At 63.4% G+C, this 18,217-nt stretch carries 16 protein-coding genes; 7 read left to right on the forward strand and 9 right to left on the reverse strand.

Going from position 1 to position 18,217, the window contains the following annotated elements; all coding sequences use genetic code 11:
* Positions 1-53: 53 nt before the first annotated feature.
* The gene (locus GYK42_RS06720) at positions 54-1,079 is read left to right on the forward strand and encodes an RluA family pseudouridine synthase (RefSeq protein ID WP_046683027.1); all 1,026 of its coding nucleotides are present in this window, start codon (positions 54-56) and stop codon (positions 1,077-1,079) included.
* Entirely contained in the window at positions 1,079-1,864 is a 786-nt protein-coding gene (gene pgeF, locus GYK42_RS06725) for a peptidoglycan editing factor PgeF (protein WP_166446843.1), read from the forward strand. Before GYK42_RS06720 ends, pgeF begins: the two co-directional genes overlap by 1 nt.
* A 16-nt stretch (positions 1,865-1,880) precedes the next feature.
* Here the strand turns inward: pgeF and GYK42_RS06730 are convergent, their stop codons facing one another.
* Positions 1,881-2,105: a hypothetical protein gene (locus GYK42_RS06730; RefSeq protein WP_240943487.1), complete on the reverse strand. Its 225-nt coding sequence runs from the start codon at positions 2,103-2,105 to the stop codon at positions 1,881-1,883.
* Positions 2,106-2,219: 114 nt separating this feature from the next.
* On the opposite strand from GYK42_RS06730, the gene phaC reads away from it, so the two are divergent.
* From phaC to GYK42_RS06750, 4 genes are all read left to right on the forward strand, one after another.
* Complete coding sequence (gene phaC, locus GYK42_RS06735) at positions 2,220-3,935, forward strand: class I poly(R)-hydroxyalkanoic acid synthase (protein WP_240943488.1); 1,716 nt, start codon at positions 2,220-2,222, stop codon at positions 3,933-3,935.
* Positions 3,936-4,160: 225 nt separating this feature from the next.
* Positions 4,161-4,724, forward strand: a complete 564-nt coding sequence (gene phaR, locus GYK42_RS06740) for a polyhydroxyalkanoate synthesis repressor PhaR (RefSeq protein ID WP_010399000.1) — start codon at positions 4,161-4,163, stop codon at positions 4,722-4,724.
* A 194-nt stretch (positions 4,725-4,918) separates the two neighbouring features.
* The gene (rimO, locus tag GYK42_RS06745) at positions 4,919-6,274 is read left to right on the forward strand and encodes a 30S ribosomal protein S12 methylthiotransferase RimO (protein ID WP_180979539.1); all 1,356 of its coding nucleotides are present in this window, start codon (positions 4,919-4,921) and stop codon (positions 6,272-6,274) included.
* A 96-nt stretch (positions 6,275-6,370) separates the two neighbouring features.
* Positions 6,371-7,537 (forward strand): cystathionine beta-lyase, encoded by a 1,167-nt coding sequence (locus GYK42_RS06750; protein ID WP_166446845.1) that lies wholly within the window; start codon positions 6,371-6,373, stop codon positions 7,535-7,537.
* A gap of 38 nt (positions 7,538-7,575) precedes the next feature.
* Here GYK42_RS06750 and GYK42_RS06755 read toward each other — a convergent pair whose 3' ends face one another.
* A complete protein-coding gene (locus tag GYK42_RS06755) occupies positions 7,576-7,938 on the reverse strand; it encodes a DUF4870 family protein (protein WP_046683021.1) in 363 nt (120 codons plus the stop codon).
* An 86-nt stretch (positions 7,939-8,024) separates the two neighbouring features.
* On the opposite strand from GYK42_RS06755, the gene GYK42_RS06760 reads away from it, so the two are divergent.
* Positions 8,025-9,902, forward strand: a complete 1,878-nt coding sequence (locus tag GYK42_RS06760) for a serine hydrolase domain-containing protein (RefSeq protein ID WP_166446846.1) — start codon at positions 8,025-8,027, stop codon at positions 9,900-9,902.
* 4 nt (positions 9,903-9,906) lie between these two features.
* Here GYK42_RS06760 and GYK42_RS06765 read toward each other — a convergent pair whose 3' ends face one another.
* The 7 genes from GYK42_RS06765 to GYK42_RS06795 all read right to left on the reverse strand — a co-directional run bounded on the left by GYK42_RS06765 (position 9,907) and on the right by GYK42_RS06795 (position 18,133).
* The gene (locus tag GYK42_RS06765) at positions 9,907-10,164 is read right to left on the reverse strand and encodes a hypothetical protein (protein ID WP_166446847.1); all 258 of its coding nucleotides are present in this window, start codon (positions 10,162-10,164) and stop codon (positions 9,907-9,909) included.
* A complete protein-coding gene (locus GYK42_RS06770) occupies positions 10,161-11,015 on the reverse strand; it encodes a multinuclear nonheme iron-dependent oxidase (RefSeq protein ID WP_166446848.1) in 855 nt (284 codons plus the stop codon). Before GYK42_RS06770 ends, GYK42_RS06765 begins: the two co-directional genes overlap by 4 nt.
* Positions 11,005-11,925 carry a TIGR04222 domain-containing membrane protein gene (locus GYK42_RS06775; protein ID WP_166446849.1) on the reverse strand — a complete coding sequence of 307 codons (921 nt, stop codon included), beginning with the start codon at positions 11,923-11,925 and terminating at the stop codon, positions 11,005-11,007. The genes GYK42_RS06770 and GYK42_RS06775 overlap by 11 nt, the downstream gene beginning before the upstream one ends.
* Positions 11,922-12,650: a nucleotidyltransferase domain-containing protein gene (locus GYK42_RS06780; RefSeq protein ID WP_166446850.1), complete on the reverse strand. Its 729-nt coding sequence runs from the start codon at positions 12,648-12,650 to the stop codon at positions 11,922-11,924. The genes GYK42_RS06775 and GYK42_RS06780 overlap by 4 nt, the downstream gene beginning before the upstream one ends.
* A gap of 109 nt (positions 12,651-12,759) precedes the next feature.
* Positions 12,760-13,602 (reverse strand): phosphoserine phosphatase SerB, encoded by an 843-nt coding sequence (serB, locus tag GYK42_RS06785; protein WP_166446942.1) that lies wholly within the window; start codon positions 13,600-13,602, stop codon positions 12,760-12,762.
* A gap of 55 nt (positions 13,603-13,657) precedes the next feature.
* Complete coding sequence (gene mfd / locus GYK42_RS06790; protein WP_166446851.1) at positions 13,658-17,101, reverse strand: transcription-repair coupling factor; 3,444 nt, start codon at positions 17,099-17,101, stop codon at positions 13,658-13,660.
* A gap of 87 nt (positions 17,102-17,188) precedes the next feature.
* Positions 17,189-18,133, reverse strand: coding sequence for a 5'-nucleotidase (locus GYK42_RS06795; RefSeq protein ID WP_046683016.1), 945 nt, complete (start codon positions 18,131-18,133; stop codon positions 17,189-17,191).
* Positions 18,134-18,217 lie beyond the last annotated feature (84 nt).

Genomic DNA, 18,217 nt, shown 5'->3' on the forward strand with positions numbered 1-18,217 from the left:
ATAGGCTGATTATAGCCGATGGGAATGCTGTGATATTAACTCCGAAGCCTAATTTGGCTGACCCCGCGTTTGACTCCCTTTCTGACCATGCTGCCGAAGAGGCGTTTGACGGCGATTTTGCCGCCGACGACGTCTTCGAGGAAATGGCCCCGATTACATTGGAACTGACGCCGGACGCCTGCGGCCACCGCCTCGATAAAGTCATCTCCAAGCTGGTGCCGCAATACTCGCGCAGCCGCCTGCAATTGTGGCTGGAAGCCGGTTTCGTGACCGTCGATGGAAAAGTTGCCAAACGCAACATGACCGCCTATGGCGACGAGAAGATCGTCATTCTGCCGCAAAGCGCGCCGGAAGACGAGGCTTTTAAGCCGGAAGCGATGGAATTGAACATCGTGCACGAAGATGAGCATATCATCGTCATCAACAAACCGGCCGGACTGGTCGTGCATCCGGGCCCAGGCAACTGGTCGGGCACCTTGCTCAACGGCTTGCTGCACCACTGTCCGCAGCTGGCGGGCGTGCCGCGCGCGGGCATCGTGCACCGGCTGGACAAGGATACGAGCGGCCTGATGGTCGTCGGCAAGACACTCGCTTCGCAAACGGACCTCGTGCGCCAGTTGCAGGCGCGCACCGTCAAGCGCGAGTATTTCGCGCTCGTGTGGGGCACGCCGAAAATGGCGGGCACCATCGATGCATCGATCGCGCGCCACCCGCGCGACCGGGTCAAGATGGCCGTCTCGGAGAATTTCACGGCCAAGCCCGCGATCACGCACTATGAATTGATCGGCAGCGGCGAACTCGACCGCCGTCCCGTGAGCCTGATGCAATGCCGCCTGGAAACAGGCCGCACGCACCAGATCCGCGTGCACATGCAGCATCTGGGGTTCGCGCTGGTCGGCGATTACGTGTACGGCAAGCAGCACCTGGTGTCCGTCTTCTCGCGCCAGGCGCTGCAGGCGCGCCGCCTGGGCCTCGTGCATCCGGGTACCCTGGAAGCGTGCGAATGGATCGTGCCGCTGGCCGATGATTTCGCGCAATTGATCGCCACCGCCGGCATTCCCGAGCCGGAACAGGTCTGATGACGTCGCCGTTGCCTTGCCTTATACCCGATTGGCCCGGCTTGCCTGCAAACGTGGGCGCGCTGGCAACCGTGCGCGCAGGCGGCGTAAGCCAGGGGCCGTATGGTGACGGGCAGGGTGGCGGTGGCTTGAACCTGGGCACGCACGTGGGCGACGACCCCGCGCACGTGGCCGCCAACCGCGCGCGGCTGGCGGCCGTCTTGCCTGCCGAGCCGGCCTGGCTGTCGCAGGTGCATGGCGTGGTTGTGGTGGATGCGGTCAGCCTGGGCGGTTGTGTACCCGATGCCGACGCCAGCATCGCCACGCAGGCGGGCGCCGTGTGCGTGGTGATGACGGCCGATTGCCTGCCGGTACTGTTCTGTTCGACGGATGGCCTGGTCGTTGGTGCGGCCCACGCGGGCTGGCGCGGCCTGGCCAACGGCGTCTTGCAGCGCACGGTTGCAGCCATGCGGGCGCAGGGCGCGACGGATATCCTCGCCTGGCTGGGGCCTGCCATAGGTCCGCAGCAATTCGAAGTGGGGCAGGATGTGCTGCAAGCGTTACGCGACGGTGCGCGCGACGATGCCGAGCGGCAAGTGTTGAGCGCGGCCTTCGCCGCTATCGATGGCAAGCCGGGCAAGTACCTGGCCGACATCTATGCGCTGGCGCGTACCATGCTGCTGCGCGATGGCGTGGCGCAAGTGGCGGGCGGGGAATATTGCACCGTCAGCGATGCGGCGCAGTTTTACTCGTACCGGCGCGATGGCGTCACGGGAAGACAGGCCAGCTTGATCTGGCGCAAATAATCTGCACGGCAGACACTTATGTGTCTGCCGTTTTTGTTTTATCGTCTGCTGAGGCTTGGGCGCGCGCGTTCTGTTCCGCGATGCGCACGGCCTTGCGTTTGCGTCGCCGCGAGCCCGTCAGATAGAATAGGATGGACAGGGGAATGACGCAGTACAGCAAGAAGGTCATCACCCCGGCGACGATGGACGGTTCCGTCAGCGCCATGAGGCCGACGACATAGATCCAGGCGACAGCGGTCATGAGCATCATAAGTAGTGGCAATCAGTAAGAGTTTGCATGCAGGTGGCCCGGAAGTAATTATTTATTAATTCTTGAATGGACTTACATATACCTATGAATATGCCCGATCCTCAAATGATGACCAAGGAATGGATGGCGCAGATCAGCAATCCTGAACAGTGGAAGACATGGTTCAACATGGTACCGCAGCCCCAGGGCAATCCGATTGCCGGCATTTTGCAGGATGCGGGCGCCAGCATCAAGCCGGAGGCGATCGAGCAACTGAAGAATGCCTACGTGGCCAAGCTGACGGGCTTGTGGGCAGACTTCATGGCCGGCAAGGCGCCGGAGCTGAAAGACCGCCGCTTCGCCGCGCCCGCCTGGCACGCCAGCCCCCTGTCGGCCTTCAATGCGGCGGCCTACCTGCTGAACGCGGAGTTTCTCAGCGCCATGGCCAACGCCGTGGAAGCGACGCCGCACCAGAAGCAAAAGATTGCGTTTGCCGTGCAGCAAATCGTCGACGCCATGTCGCCCGCCAATTTTCTTGCCACCAATCCCGATGCCCAGCAAACCCTGATCGAGACCAAGGGCGAAAGCCTAACCAAGGGCTTGAGCAATATGCTGGCCGACATGCAGAAGGGACGCATTTCGCAGTCCGATGAATCGGCCTTCGAAGTGGGCCGCAACGTGGCTACCACGCCGGGCACGGTGGTGTTTGAAAACGCCTTGTTCCAGCTGATCCAGTACACGCCGATGACGGCCACGGTACACCAGCGTCCGCTGTTGATGGTGCCTCCGTGCATCAATAAATTCTATATCCTTGACTTGCAGCCAGAAAACTCGCTCGTGCGCTACGCGGTGGAGCAGGGCAATACCGTATTCCTGATGTCCTGGCGCAATCCGGACATGAGCATGCAGCACCTGACGTGGGACGATTACGTCGAGCAGGGCGTGATCGAAGCCATCAAGGTCACGCAGGAAATTTCCGGCCAGGACAAGCTCAATATGTTCGGCTTTTGCGTGGGCGGCACCATCGTCTCGACGGCGCTGGCCGTGCTCAAGGCACGCGGCGAGAATCCGGCCGCCAGCCTGACCTTGTTGACTACTTTCCTCGATTTCTGCGACACGGGCGCGCTCAACGTCTTTATCGACGAGCCACAAGTGGCGCTGCGCGAGCAGTCTCTGGCCAAGGGGGGGCTGATGTCGGGCCGCGACCTGGGCAGCACTTTCTCGAGCTTGCGGCCGAACGATCTCGTGTGGAACTATGTGCAGTCGAATTACCTGAAGGGCAAGGAGCCGCCCGCGTTCGACTTGCTGTACTGGAATGGCGACGGCACGGGCTTGCCAGGCCCCATGTTCTGCTGGTATCTGCGCAACACTTACCTGGAAAACAGCCTGAAAGTGCCGGGCAAGCTGACGGTGGCCGGGGAAAAGGTCGACCTGAGCAGCATTGACGCGCCCGCTTTCATCTACGGTTCGCGCGAAGATCATATCGTGCCCTGGGGCGCGGCCTACGCCAGCACTGCCCTGCTGAACCCGAAAAAGCCGAAAGCCAACCGTTTTATCCTCGGTGCTTCGGGCCATATCGCCGGCGTGATCAATCCTGCCTCAAAGAAAAAGCGCAGTTACTGGAGCAATGACCAGCCACGCACGGCGAAAGCCAAGCCTTTGACTGCCGAGCAATGGATGGAAGGCGCGACGGAACACGTGGGCAGCTGGTGGCCCGAATGGGCTGCCTTCCTGGCCGAACACGGCGGCGCCCAAGTGAAGGCGCCAAGCAAGCCTGGCAACAAACGCCACGCGGCAATCGAGCCGGCGCCAGGGCGGTATGTTAAAGTCAGGGCAGACTAGTTTACAAAAGCTTCTCGCCTGACAAGAGCGGCGTAATCTCCGGTCTTGTCAGGAATCTACTTTTAGTTGCGTTGCAATAAATGTGGGAATCTACTACCCTGATGTGCAATGGAGCCGTTTTCCACTCTATAATGGAAAACGTAGGCAGGTGCGAAAGCGGACCCACGTTCGCTTTTTTTTCGGATTAACTCAGTATGCGCTGCGGCGCAATAAGTGGAACTTGTGATGAGTAGTGCAAAAAAAAGTATAGACCGCCTGATTAAAAAATATCCTAACCGCCGTCTGTATGACACGCAAACCAGTTCCTACATCACCTTGACGGACGTCAAGCAACTGGTGTTGGACAATGAGGTGTTTACCGTCGTTGATGCCAAATCCAATGAAGATTTGACGCGCAGCATCTTGCTGCAAATCATTTTGGAAGAGGAGGCGAACGGCGCACCGATGTTCTCGAGCAGCGTGTTGTCGCAGATCATCCGCTACTATGGCCACGCCATGCAGGGCATGATGGGATCCTACCTGGAAAAGAACGTGCAAGCGTTCACCGATATCCAGCACAAATTCACGGGCACGTCGGCCGGCAGCTTCGAAGGCAAGCCATTTAGCCCGGAAATGTGGACCCAGTTCATGAATGTCCAGGGCCCGATGATGCAAGGCATGATGAACAACTACATCGACCAGAGCAAGAGCCTGTTCGTGCAGATGCAGGAACAGATGCAGAGCCAGAGCAAGAATCTGTTCGGCACGTTCCCGTTCGTTCCGCCGGTTCCTCCAACCGACAAAAAGTAATCAATGCCAGAGGCTCACCGGGCGATTTGATCGCCCGGGAGTTGTATCGGCGTCATCAAAACAGCATAGTTCTGCCAGCTAAGGGCGGCTCGGGGTACAATAGCCGATTCGCCTCACCATTTTACTAGCTGCCAACTATGTCTGAAATTCACCGTATTCCCGTTCCTTCCGCCCAGCCCGAGGCCATGCTGGCCATGCCAGGTGCGGCGCCGAAAGTGGGCTTTGTCTCGCTCGGCTGCCCAAAAGCGCTGGTCGACTCCGAACAAATCCTGACCCAACTGCGCGCCGAAGGCTACGAAACGGCGAAATCCTACGCTGGCGCCGATCTGGTGATCGTCAATACCTGCGGTTTTATCGATGCTGCCGTGCAAGAGTCGCTCGACGCCATCGGCGAAGCGCTGGCTGAAAACGGCAAGGTCATCGTCACCGGTTGCCTGGGCGCCAAGAAAGATGCTGCTGGCGACGACATCATCATGAAGGTGCACCCGAAAGTGTTGTCCGTCACGGGCCCGCACGCGCTGGCCGAAGTGATGGATTCCGTCCACTTGCACCTGCCGAAACCGCATGCACCGTTCCTCGACCTGGTGCCGCCGCAAGGCGTCAAGCTGACGCCGAAGCACTATGCCTACCTGAAAATTTCCGAAGGCTGCAACCACCGCTGCAGCTTCTGCATTATCCCGTCCATGCGCGGCGACCTCGTTTCGCGCCCGATTGGCGAACTGATGATCGAAGCGGAAAACCTGTTCAAGGCCGGCGTCAAGGAATTGCTGGTCATTTCGCAAGACACCTCGGCGTATGGCGTGGACGTGAAATTCCGTTCCGGCTTCTGGAATGGCCGTCCCGTGAAAACCCACATGACGCAGCTGACGGAAGCGCTGGGCGAGCTGGCCAAGTCCTACGGCGCCTGGGTGCGCTTGCACTACGTGTATCCATACCCGCACGTGGACCAGATCATCCCGATGATGAGCGGCGGCCACATCCTGCCATACCTCGACATTCCGATGCAGCACGCGCATCCTGACGTTTTGAAGCGCATGAAGCGTCCGGCCAGCGGCGAGAAAAACCTCGACCGCATCCAGGCCTGGCGCGCCATCAATCCGGACCTGACCATCCGCTCGACCTTCATCGCCGGTTTCCCGGGCGAAACGGAAGCGGAATTCGAATACCTGCTGGACTTCCTCAAGGAAGCGCAGATCGACCGTCTCGGCTGCTTCGCCTATTCGCCTGTCGAAGGCGCGACGGCCAACGAAATTGCCAACCCCGTGCCGGAAGAGTTGCGCGAAGAGCGCCGCGGCCGCGTCATGCTGCTGCAGGAAGAAATTTCCAAGAAACGCCTGCAAGCCAAGGTCGGCAAGACCGTGCGCGTGCTGATCGATGAAGTCACCCGCTCCGGCGGCGTGGGCCGCTCGTCCGCCGATGCGCCGGAAATCGATGGCGTCGTGTATGTGAAGCCGCCATTCGAGCCGCACCGCAAGCTGGCCGTGGGCCAGTTCGTCGACGTGACAATTACCTCGGCCGATGCGCACGACCTGTGGGGCGCCGCCGAGTAAGCAGGTGTAACAGTCGTACGGCGTGCAGGGCGTAAAGCCCTTACAATCAAGGCGGATCGGCAATTGCTGATCCGCCTTTTTTTATTTCCCGACGCCATGACCCAGACCAAATCTCCGCAAACCGCGCTGATCCACAGCGATTACCAGGCGCCGCAAGGCTTCGCCGCGTTTCCGAACGCCATCCACCATGCGTCCACCGTGCTGTTCAAGGACGTGGCGGCCATGCGCTCGGGCGACTGGAAAGAGAAGAACGCCTATACCTACGGCTTGCACGGCACGCCCACCACGTTCACCCTGGAAGCGCGGCTGGCCGAGATCGAAGGGGGCAAGCATTGCCTGTTGGCGCCGTCCGGCCTGGCGGCCATCGCCATGGCGGACTTTGCCCTGTTGAAAACGGGCGATGACGTTTTATTGCCGGAAAATATATACAACCCGAACCGCGAACTGGGACGCTGGCTGGCGCAGGATTTCGGCATCACGGCCCGCTATTACGACCCGCTGATCGGGGCCGGCATCGCCGCCCTGATCCAGCCAAACACCAAACTGATCTGGACGGAAGCGCCCGGTTCCGTGACGATGGAGGTGCCGGACTTGCCCGCCATCTGCGCGGCCGCCCATGCGCGCGGTGTGCTGGTGGCCCTGGACAACACCTGGTCGGCGGGCCTGGCCCTGCGCGGCTTCGACCTGGGCGTGGACATCATCATGCAGGCGCTGACGAAATACCAGTCGGGCGGCTCGGACGTGCTGATGGGCGCCTTGATTACCCGCGACAGGGCGCTGCACGAACGCTTGGCGCAGGCGCACATGCGTCTGGGCATGGGCGTGGGGGCGGACGACGCCTATCTGGTGCTGCGCGGCTTGCCCACCATGAAGCTGCGTTTCGACGCCCACGATGCGGGCGCGCGCACGGTGGCCGCCTGGCTCAAGGGGCGCAGCGAGATCGCCACGGTGCTGCATCCGGCGTTCGAGGATTGCCCTGGCCACGCCATCTGGCAGCGCGACTTTACGGGCGCGGGCGGCCTGTTTTCCGTGCTGTTCGATGCCCGCTACACGGAGGCGCAGACGGACCGTTTCGTCGATGCCTTGCAGCTGTTCAAGATCGGCTACAGCTGGGGCGGCGCGAACAGCCTGGTGATGCCGTACCGTATCGCCGCCATGCGCAAGGGCTGGCAACTGCCGGGCCAGCTGGTGCGCCTGAACGTGGGGCTGGAAGATCCGCAGGATTTGATCGCCGATATCGAACGGGCGTTCGCGGCGATGTAGCCGTGTGCGGGCAAGCACGATGGCTTGCCCACGAGCATTTACATGGGGACGGGGCTGTTGTTGTTCAGGTCGATGAAGCCGCGCAGCAGGCGGTAGGCTTTCCACAGCCAGGCCACGCCCCACACGATGAGCGCCAGCGGAATGCCGATCAGCGTGACCCACAGGATGGCGCCGACGACGATCCAGACCACGTACCACCAGAAGGAACGGATCATCCAGCTGTGATGGCTGTGCACGAAGGTCCCGGCCGCCTCATCCCGCTTCACATAATTGATAATGAGCGGAATGAAGGAAAACGCGCCCAGCGAAAACACGAAGCTGGCGCCATGTATCAGGTACAACCACCAGGCCAGTTTTTTGGTCTGCTGAAGTTGGGTGTCCAAAATAATATCTTGTGACATGAAAGCTCCCGTCGTTGCTCAATTTTTAATTGTAACAAGCAAAGCGGCGCGGCAGCGCAGTCCATGGAAAAAGGCAGAATACATTGTTGAAACGAGATCGATATCCTACCCTGGCCGCGCGCGCCAGAGCATGGCTGCAGCGCGCTGTGCCGGCCTTGCTGCTGTGCGTCACGGTGGCCCATGCCGCCGGCGCGCCCCTGGAAGCGGAGTTTGCCGCCGGCTTGAAGGAAGAAGGCCTGGCCGGCGCCGTCTGGAGCGAAGTCTTGCCCGATGGCTCAGTGCGCACGGGCGCGTCCGGCTTGCGCGATGCCGCCAAGCAAATACCCATGCAGGCGGATACGCGCATGCAGGTGGGCTCCGTGGGCAAGGTGGCGCTGGCGCTGGGCGTCCTGCGCCTCGTCAGCGAAGACAAGCTCACGCTCGACACGCCCTTGCAGCAGGTGCTGCCGGAACTGGCGCTGAAAAACCCGTGGCAGGCCAGCGACCCCGTGCGCATCCGCCACCTGCTGGCGCATACCTCGGGCCTCGATAACGTGCGCTTCTGGCAGGCGTTCAGCCTGAATCCGGCGCCGGAGACGCCGCTGGCCGAGGCGTTTGACGGTGGCCGCAATCTGCTGCGCGTGCGCGCCCGGCCCGGCAGCCGCTATGCGTATTCGAACATGGGCTATGGCTTGCTGGGCATGGTGATCGAGAAGGTCACGGGCCAGCCGTACGAGCGCTACCTCGATGCGCAGCTGCTGCAACCGCTGGGCATGGCGGACAGCACGTTTGCCTATGTTACGCAAATGAGCACCCAGGCGGGATCGCTCGCGGACCCGCGCCTGGCCATGGGCCACTTCGAGCATGGCTTGGCGCAGCCGGCCGTGCACCAGTATCTGCGTCCGGCCGCGCAATTTACCACCACGGCGGCCGACATGGGCAAGCTGGCGCAGTTCCTGATGGGCGATGGCAAGCTGCAGGGCGCGCAATTCATCGACCTGGCGCTGATGGGCGCCTTGTCCGAGCCGGCCGGCACGGATGCGGCGCAGGCTGGCCTGGCAACGGGACACGGCCTGGCGCTGGCCGTGCGCGATCGCCATAACGTGGTGGGCGCTTGCCACCCTGGCACGGCCGTGGGTTTCCGCGCCATGCTGTGCATCTATCCGGAACAGGACAGCGCGTTCTTCGTGGCCTTCAATACGGATGCCGAGCAGGCCGACTATGAACGCTTCAACCGCCTGCTGCTGCGCGACCTGGAACTGCCGCTGCGCGCGCCGGCCCCGCGCGGCACGCCCGCACCGACGGTGGAAAACTGGCAGGGCGTCTACGTGCCGTCGCCCAGCCCCATGGCCAGCATGGCCTGGGTCGACGCCGTCTTCGGTTTTACGCGTGTGAAATGGGATGGCGAGTCGCTGTTCCTGATCCCGTTCCAGGGCGAACCGAAGGAACTGGAGCCGGTGGGCGGCCTGCTGTTCCGCGCCAGCGACCGCAGCACGCCGTCGCACGTGCTGATGCAGGAAGATGGCAAGCATGTGCTCAGCGACGGCCTGCGCAGCTATGAGCGCGCATCGATGCTGCGCATGCTGGTGCTGTGGGGCAGCCTGGCCCTCGGTGCGGCCGGCTTGCTGTACGTGCTGGTGGTGGGCGTGTGGCGCGCCGCGCTGCGCAGCCTGGGGCGGGGCGACCATCTGTTCGCGCCTTTGCTGGCCATGCTGGCGCTGCTCCTGCCGCTGCCGTTTTTCTATTTCCAGTCCTACCTGCGCCTGGGCGACATCACCATCGCCAGCGTGCTGCTGGTATTGGTGACGGGCGCGCTGCCGCTGGCGACGGCATTCGGCCTGGCCCGCTGCTGGCGCAGCCGCGGCACGGCGGCCGAGGCGGGCTCGTGGGCGAAATGGGATTGGGTGGCCTTGCTGGCGGCCCTGCAACTGCTGCTGGTACTGGCCTGGTGGGGACTGCTGCCGCTGCGCCTGTGGCAGCTGTAGGCCGTCAGGTCCAGATGGCCAGCAGCCGGCGCCACCAGCGTTGCGCCGGTGCGGCCCGGGTACCGTGTGCGGTGCGCTTGGAACGATAGCTGGCCGCCGCCATCTGCAGGCCGATGCGGTCCATCGCCGCCATCGCCTCAGCTTCCTGCGGCGACAAGCCATGCCGCAGGGCTTGCGCAAGGGGCTCAAGCAGGAAGGCGGCACGCAGGGCGTCGTCCGTGTACAGCCTTGCCAGGTAGGTTTCCAGTGCGGGGGAACTCATGCGCTGCGCCCCGCGCGCAAGGCCGCGCGCGCCAAATCCAGTTGGTCCAGCACATGCTCGAACGACGGATAATTGCCGTCGCGTTCGACGATCACCGTCAACGGTTGCGGCGCATGGCGCGCCAGCACCGTCAATAAAGCAAAGACTTCGGGCGGCACGTCGTGCAGATGGTCGTCCAGCAGCCGCTGGCCGCCGCCCGGCGCAGCGATCCAGTGGCCGCCGCTCAGGTGTACGGCGCCCACCCTGTCCAGCGGCAGGCGCAGCAGCAGTTCCTGCGGCGCCTCGCCGGCATTGACGGCATTCGCATACAGATTGTGCAGGTCAAGCAGCAGCGGCACTTGCGCGCCGTGGATAATTTGCGCCACCCATGCCGCTTCGTTCAGGGTGCTGGCCGGCGGCTGAACCAGGGTGGCGATGTTTTCCATCAGCGGCGCGCTGCCGACGATGCGCGTGGCCAGCGCGATATTGTCAATCGCGCCGGCAGCGCTGTGCGGCGTGCGCGGCGGTGCCGCCAGGTGGCCGATCTCGATGCCGCCGGCGCGCACGAAACTCAGGTGCTCGGACCAGGACTCCGCCTGCACTTCTTTCATCAGGCGCGCCATCGCATGCAGGCGGCGCGGGTCGGCGGGAATCGTCGACGCCAGCCCCATGCCCACGCCGTGCAGGCTGACCGGCACTTGGCGCGCCAGGCTGCGCAAGGCGGCGATACCGGCGCGCGAGGTGCGGTAATAATCGTCGGCGATCACTTCCAGCACGTCGATCCGCGCCAGGTTGGACAGGATGCCGGCGGCCAGTTCGCCGCGCCAGCCCAGGCCGACGCGGTCGCGCGTGGTCTCCCGGCTAACTGCCACAGCCGCCGCCACCGCCGCAACCGCCACAGCCGCTGCTGCCGCCGTCACCGCCGCTGCCCGATGACGAGTCGCCCGAGTCGCCCGTGCTGCTGGACGAGGAGTCGCCGCCGCCATTTTGCCGGGGCACCGGATACAGCTCGGCGACATACGCGTACACGGACAAGGGCAGGGCGCCGATGCCGAAGATGGCGGCCAGCAGGGCCATGTCGGCGCTGCTGCTGCCCGCCTGCAGGCGCGCCGAGCGCATGTTCAGCCGGCCGAACAGCATGCGCAGGTCGGTCAGCAGCCGCTGCGCGCTCCAGCTGGTCGCCTGGGTGCGCAGGCCGCGCAGCATGAGGAGAAAAATCGCCAGCAGGACCGCCAGGAACAGCAGGTTGTAGTGCTGGCGGCTGATGGCGATGACGGCCTTGACGGCGGCCACCGTCAGCAGCAGCCAGTGCGCGGCCCAGGTGATGCGTGCGCGCCGGCGCAGCAACTGCGGGCCGACCAGCAATTCCTGCTGCGTCAAGGTCTCCTGGTAGGCGCGGCACGACGGCAGCATCTCGGCTTGCACGGCCAGTTCCTTGCTGTGGCCCTGGCGGCCCAGATACAGGCGCAGCACGTCGCGTTCGATGTCGTGGCTGGCGAAGCGCAGGCTGTCTGCGCTGGCCGTTTCCAGCAGCGGACCATCGGCGCGCAGCAAGCCGCGGTCGACCAGCACGATGGCGGCGATTTTCACGGCTTCGAGGGCGCCGCCGCGCAGGAAGGCGATGCGGTAGGGATCGTCGGCCAGCGACAGCTGGGCGTGCGGATTGCGCAATTCCTGGCGGATCAGCAGCTCGCGTACGAGGTAGTATACGAGCGCGCCGAAGATCAGGTAGGCCAGCAGGAACGATGGCCCGCTCCAGTCGAACGGGTTGACGCCGTTCACCGCATCTGCTCCGCGTGTTCGCGCAAGCGTTCGGTAATCGTCATCAAGCCCGTAAAGGCGGGCAGGGCCTGCCCCGGCGCCAGGCGCGCCGTTTCGCGCGCCGCCGACATGGCTTGCAGGGCAGCGTGCAGGGCCGGTTCGCCCAGCTGGTCGACAAACGCTTCGAGCGCCTGCTTGCCGGACTGCGCAGGTTTGTCTTCCAGCTGCGCCAGCGAGGCCGCGGCCGAACGCAGGGGACCGGCCGCGTCGGCGATGGCGCCGGCCAGCTGTTCTTCATTCAGGCTCAATAGCATATACCGTTCGCGCATGCGCACCTGCTTGTTCAGCAGCACTTGCCGCAGCCGGCGCAGCACGGCGTCGCGGCTCGTGTGCAGGCTGGCGAAAGGGTCAACGCCATGCAGCACCTGGTGGCGCGCGATGATGTCGGCGAACTTGACGGCAAAGGCGTCGGCGGCCTGCGTCAATTCGCTTTCAAGCAGGAACATCACCTGCAAATCGATGGCGGCATGCGCCAGGCGCAAGGGCCCGCGCAGCGCATCGGCCGCCTGCGGCGTAAAGCGCTTGAGCAGCAACAGCAGGTTGACGTCTGAGGTGGCGCGCAACTGACCATCGGCGGCAGAGCCAAACAGCACGGCGGCGGCCAGGTCGGCACCGAAGGCCTTTTGCGCGGCGGCGACGAATATATCGAGGTGGCGTTGTATTTCTTCTGGCAGCGGTGGCGGCATGCGGAGCTCTTTCACGATGGGCTGGCGGGATGATCACAAGTTTGCAATATAGCAAACTTATGCCATCGCGCGCGCACCGCCCGCCCGATAGCCCTAACCTGGGGCCGATTCAGCTCAAGACGTTGAGCAAGCCATCGAGTCCCACGAAGTTCAGCGCCACGTCGGCTTGCGAGCGCACCACGGGCTTGGCGCGGAAGGCAACCGACAGGCCGGCGATGCCCATCATCTTCAAATCGTTGGCGCCGTCGCCCATGACGATGGCTTCGGACGGGGAAATGCCCAGTTCCGCGCACACGCGCTCCACCGTACGCTGCTTTTCCTCGGCGTCGACGATGCCGCCCAGGACTTTGCCCGTCAGTTTGCCGTCGACGATTTCCAGTGCGTTCGCATGCGTGTAGTCGAGGCCCAGGCGTTCCTTCAGGCGCTCGGTGAAGAAGGTAAAGCCGCCCGACACCAGCAGAGTTTTCAGGCCGGTCTTTTGCACGGCCGCCAGCATGGCTTCCGCGCCCGGCGACAGTTTCAAACGCTCGTCGTAGACGCGTTGCAGGGCCGATGCATCGAGGCCTTCGAGCAGGGCCACGCGCTGTTTCAGGCTGGCGGCAAAATCGAGTTCGCCGCGCATGGCCGCTTCCGTGATGGCTGCCACCTGCGGTTTCAGGCCCTGCATGTCGGCGATTTCATCGATGCACTCGATGGTGATCAGGGTCGAATCCATGTCCATCGCCACGAGCTTGAACTCGCTGAGTTCGCGCTGTCCCATCATATAGGTGGCGTCCAGCTGCGCCGCCTGGGCCGCCACTTCGATGGTGGGGCGCAGCGCGGGCGAGTAGGCGATCTGCTCGCAGCGCACGGCGTTCGGACCGAGGCGCGTGACGGACGTCGGCGCGGCCAGCGCGGCGATGCGTTCGAGACGGGCGCTATCGCCGTCCAGGCCCTGCAGGATCAGATTCATGGTGATGGTCTTGGTATTGGTCATGGGGCAGTCCTGCATTAATTATCGAAATGGTCTACACCGTCAATTGCTTGATGGTGGTCTTGATCTGCGTCACGCGCGCGGCCAGGTCCGGCATGGCGGCCGTAATTTTCAGCTTGTCCTGGCCATGCAGCTTGATATGGCGGTTTTTCTGGATCAGGTCGATGATGCGCATCGGGTCGATGGGCGGCTTGGCCATGAATTGCAGGGTGGCTGCCTCGCCATGCACATCGATCTTGACGATGCCCACGGTTTTCGCGGCGATGCGCAGGCGGTGCGTCTCGACCAGGGCCTTGACGGCGTCGGGCAGCTTGCCGAAGCGGTCGATCAGCTCTTCCTGGATATCGTCGATCTTCTCTTGCGTGGCGCAGTTGGCCAGGCGCTTGTAGATCGACAGGCGTTCGTGCACGTCGCCGCAGAAATCGGCCGGCAGCAGGGCAGGCACGTGCAGGTTGATCTCGGTCGTCGACGCCAGCGGCGCGGCCAGGTCCGGCTCCTTGCCCGCCTTCAGCGAGCGCACGGCTTCGTTGAGCATGTCCGAATACAGCTGGAAGCCGATCTCCGTCATTTCGCCCGACTGGCTCTCGCCCAGCACCTCGCCGGCGCCGCGGATTTCCAGGTCGTGCATGGCCAGGTAAAAGCCGCTGCCCAGTTCTTCCATCTGCTGGATGGCGTCCAGGCGGCGCTGCGCCAGCTTGGTGAGACCCTGCACGTCGTGCACCAGCAGGTAGGCGTAGGCCTGGTGATGCGAGCGTCCCACCCGGCCGCGCAGCTGGTGCAGCTGCGCCAGGCCGAACTTGTCGGCGCGGTGCATGATGATGGTGTTCGCCGTCGGCACGTCGATGCCGGTTTCAATGATGGTCGTGCACAGCAAAATATTGAAACGCTGGGCGACGAAGTCGCGCATGACCTTTTCCAGGTCGCGCTCGTGCATCTGGCCGTGCGCCACGGCGATGCGCGCCTCGGGCAGCAGTTCCGTCAGCATGGCCAGGCGGTTCTGGATGGTTTCCACTTCGTTGTGCAGGAAGTAGATCTGGCCGCCCCGTTTGAGCTCGCGCAGGCACGCTTCGCGGATGATGGCTTCGCCTTCGCTGCGGACAAAAGTCTTGATGGCCAGGCGCTTTTGCGGCGCCGTGGCGATGATGGAAAAGTCGCGCAAGCCTTCCAGCGCCATGCCCAGGGTACGCGGGATCGGCGTGGCCGTCAGGGTCAGCACGTCCACTTCCGCGCGCAGCGCTTTCAGCGCTTCCTTCTGGCGCACGCCGAACCTGTGTTCCTCGTCGATGATGACGAGGCCCAGGCGGGTAAACTTCACGTCGTCGGACAGCAGCTTGTGCGTGCCGATGACGATGTCGATGGTGCCGTCTGCCATCCCCTTGAACGCCTGCGTGATCTCCTTGCCGCTGCGGAAGCGCGACAGTTCCGCGATGCGCACGGGCCAGTCGGCGAAACGGTCGGCGAAGGTCTGCGCATGCTGCTCGGCCAGCAGGGTGGTGGGCGCCAGGATGGCTACCTGCTTGCCGCCCATCACGGCGATGAAGGCTGCGCGCAGCGCCACTTCCGTCTTGCCGAAGCCGACGTCTCCACAGACGAGGCGGTCCATCGGTTTGCCGGAAGTCATGTCCTTGATGACGTTGTGGATGGCTTCGGCCTGGTCCGGCGTCTCGTCGAAGCCGAAGCTGTCGGCGAAGCGCTGGTAGTCGTGCGACGAGAATTCAAACGAGTGGCCCTGGCGCAGCGCGCGGCGCGCATACAGGTTGAGCAGCTCGGCGGCCGTGTCGCGCACCTGTTCGGCGGCGCGCTTCTTGGCTTTCTCCCACTGGCCCGAACCGAGCGAGTGCAGCGGCGCGTCTTCCGGCGAGGCGCCCGAATAGCGGGAAATGACGTGCAGCTGCGACACGGGCACGTACAGCTTGGTGTCCTTCGCGTATTCCAGGTGCAAAAATTCCGTCTCGCCTTCGCCCAGGTCCATGCTGGTCAGGCCCATGTAGCGCCCGATGCCATGATTGATGTGCACGACGGGGTCGCCGATTTTCAGCTCCGACAGGTCGCGCACCATCGACTCGACCTGCGTCACGCCTTCCTGTTTCTTGGTGCCGACCCGGCGGCCGGAACCGGCATACAGCTCCGTCTCGGTGATGAAGGATAGATTTCCTTCCGGCGTAAACAGCTCGAAGCCCGCATGCAGCGGCGCCACGCCCAGCATCAGCTTGGCGTCGGATTGCAAAAAGCCGTCGCTGCCTTCCACCGGCGTCAGGTGCAGATCGTATTCGCTGAAGTACTGCTGCAAGGTTTCGCGGCGGCCGTTCGATTCGGCGCAGATCATCACGCGGCGCCCCGATTGCAGCAAATAGCTGCGCAGGTTGGCCAGCGGATCGTCGGCGCGGCGGTTGACGGCGATGTTCGGCACGGGGGCCGACAGTTCGGACGCCAGCGCATCGTTCGACTTCGCAATGGCCAGGCGCGCATACGGCTTGGCCAGGCCGAAGAACTGCTCGTCGGACAGGAACAGCGATTCGGGCGGCAGGATGGGACGTTCGCGGTCCGCTTTTAAAAAGCGGTAGCGCGACTGGGTATCGGTCCAGAAGCGGCCGATGGCAGAGTCGATCTCGCCCACCAGGGCCAGCGAAGCGTCGGGCGGCAGGTAGTCGAACAGGGTGGCCGTCTGTTCGAAGAACAGGGGCAGGTAGTATTCGATGCCGGCCGAGGCGATGCCGCTGCTGATGTCCTTGTAGACGACCGAGCGCGATGGATCGCCCTCGAACTGCTCGCGCCAGCGGTTGCGGAAGGTGGTGCGCGCCGCTTCGTCCATGGGAAATTCGCGGCCCGGCAGCAGCCGTACTTCATGCACGGGATACAGCGAGCGCTGGGTGTCGGCGTCGAAGGTGCGGATGGTTTCGATGGTGTCGCCGAACAGGTCCAGACGGTAGGGCAGGGCCGAACCCATGGGGAACAAGTCGAGCAGGCCGCCGCGCACCGAGTATTCGCCGGGCGACATCACTTGCGAAACATGGCTGTAGCCGGCCAGGGTCAGCTGCGACTTCAGGCGCGCCTCGTCGAGCTTTTCACCCTTCTTGAAGAAGAAGGTGTAGGCGGCCAGGAAGGACGGCGGCGCCAGGCGCACGAGCGCCGTGGTGGCCGGCACGATCAGCACGTCGCACTGGCGCGTCTGGATTTCATGCAGGGTGGCCAGACGCTCGGAGACCAGGTCCTGATGCGGCGAAAATGCGTCGTAGGGCAGGGTTTCCCAGTCCGGCAGCAGGTGGCAGCGCAGTTCCTTGCCGCCAAACCAAGGGATTTCATCGAGCAGGCGCTGGCCGTCGCTGGCCTGCGCCACCACCACGGCCAGCATCTGGCCCCGCGCTTTCAAGGCCAAAGCGGCCAGCGCCAGGGCATAGGCGTCGGATGAACCATACAGGGCGGGCAGCGCATAGCGGTTGCCGGGCTTTGGGAGGGCTTTTGTTAAGTCTAAGGACATGCAGGCGATGACACTAGTGGCAGAGGCAGTTGAATGGGACAGCTGTGGTGCGCGCAGCGCCGCCAGTGACGGCGCTGACAGGCAGGATTATAGACCATCGCCCGCGCGCATATTCGCGACACCGAAAGGAACATGCACCATCGGGATAGTGCCGCCCGCCGATTTGAGGTGGCTCAGCTGGTCGTCGAAGAAGATATGCGGCTTGAACACGGCCAGCACGCGCGACTTGTCCATGCCGCCGAGGAAAAACGTCTCGTCGGCCGCCACGCCCCAGCTTTTCAGGGTCGTCACGACGCGCTCGTGCGAGGGCGCGTTGCGCGCCGTGATGATGGCGATGCGCAGGATCTTTTTATAACCGGGGTCGCGCCGCTGGGCCCTTTCTTCCAGGCGCTGCATGGTGGCCAGCTTCTGGAACAGGCCGGCCAGCGGGCCGGGGCGGTGCGGCGTGCCCACGTTCAGGGTTTCATGGGCGTGGAATTCATCGACGTCGTTGTTGCGCTTGAAAACGGTTTCCGCTTCGTCATCGGCGATCACGCCGTCGAAATCGAAGGCCACGCGCAGTTCCTCGTCGTTTTCGTCGTCTTCCGTGCGCGACGGCAGCACCAGGCCGGCCGGATAGTCGCAGGCCAGCGCGCTGCGCACGTCGTCTTCATTCGCGCTGAGGAACAGCGAGGCGTTGAAGGCGGGCAGATAGGGATAGGGCGACTTGCCCGTCATGAAGGCGGCGCGCGAGATATCCAGGCCATAGTGGGCAATCGAATGCATGACGCGCAAGCCCGTTTCCGGCGAATTGCGCGAAAACAGCACCACTTCCACGGGCGACTGGCGCGGATAGTGCTTGTTGATGTTCAGGAAACGGCGGATGAAGGGGAAGGCCACGCCGCGCGGCAAGACCGTGTCGATATGCGTTTCCTGGTACTTGCGGTATTCCTCGGGACCGTTGTCGAGATAGACCTGGTGCGATTCGGCCAGGTCGAACAGGGCGCTGGAAGCGACCCCGATCACCAGTTTGTGTTCGATAGGATAAGCCATGGTCTGCCTGTTGTTTGCTTGTTGCGCATCTTATACGACTATCAACTGCGTAGCCAATAGTGAGGCATGGGGATTTTTTGCACC

This window comes from Janthinobacterium lividum (assembly GCF_011601275.1).
GTDB classification, from domain to species: Bacteria; Pseudomonadota; Gammaproteobacteria; order Burkholderiales; family Burkholderiaceae_D; genus Janthinobacterium; species Janthinobacterium lividum_E.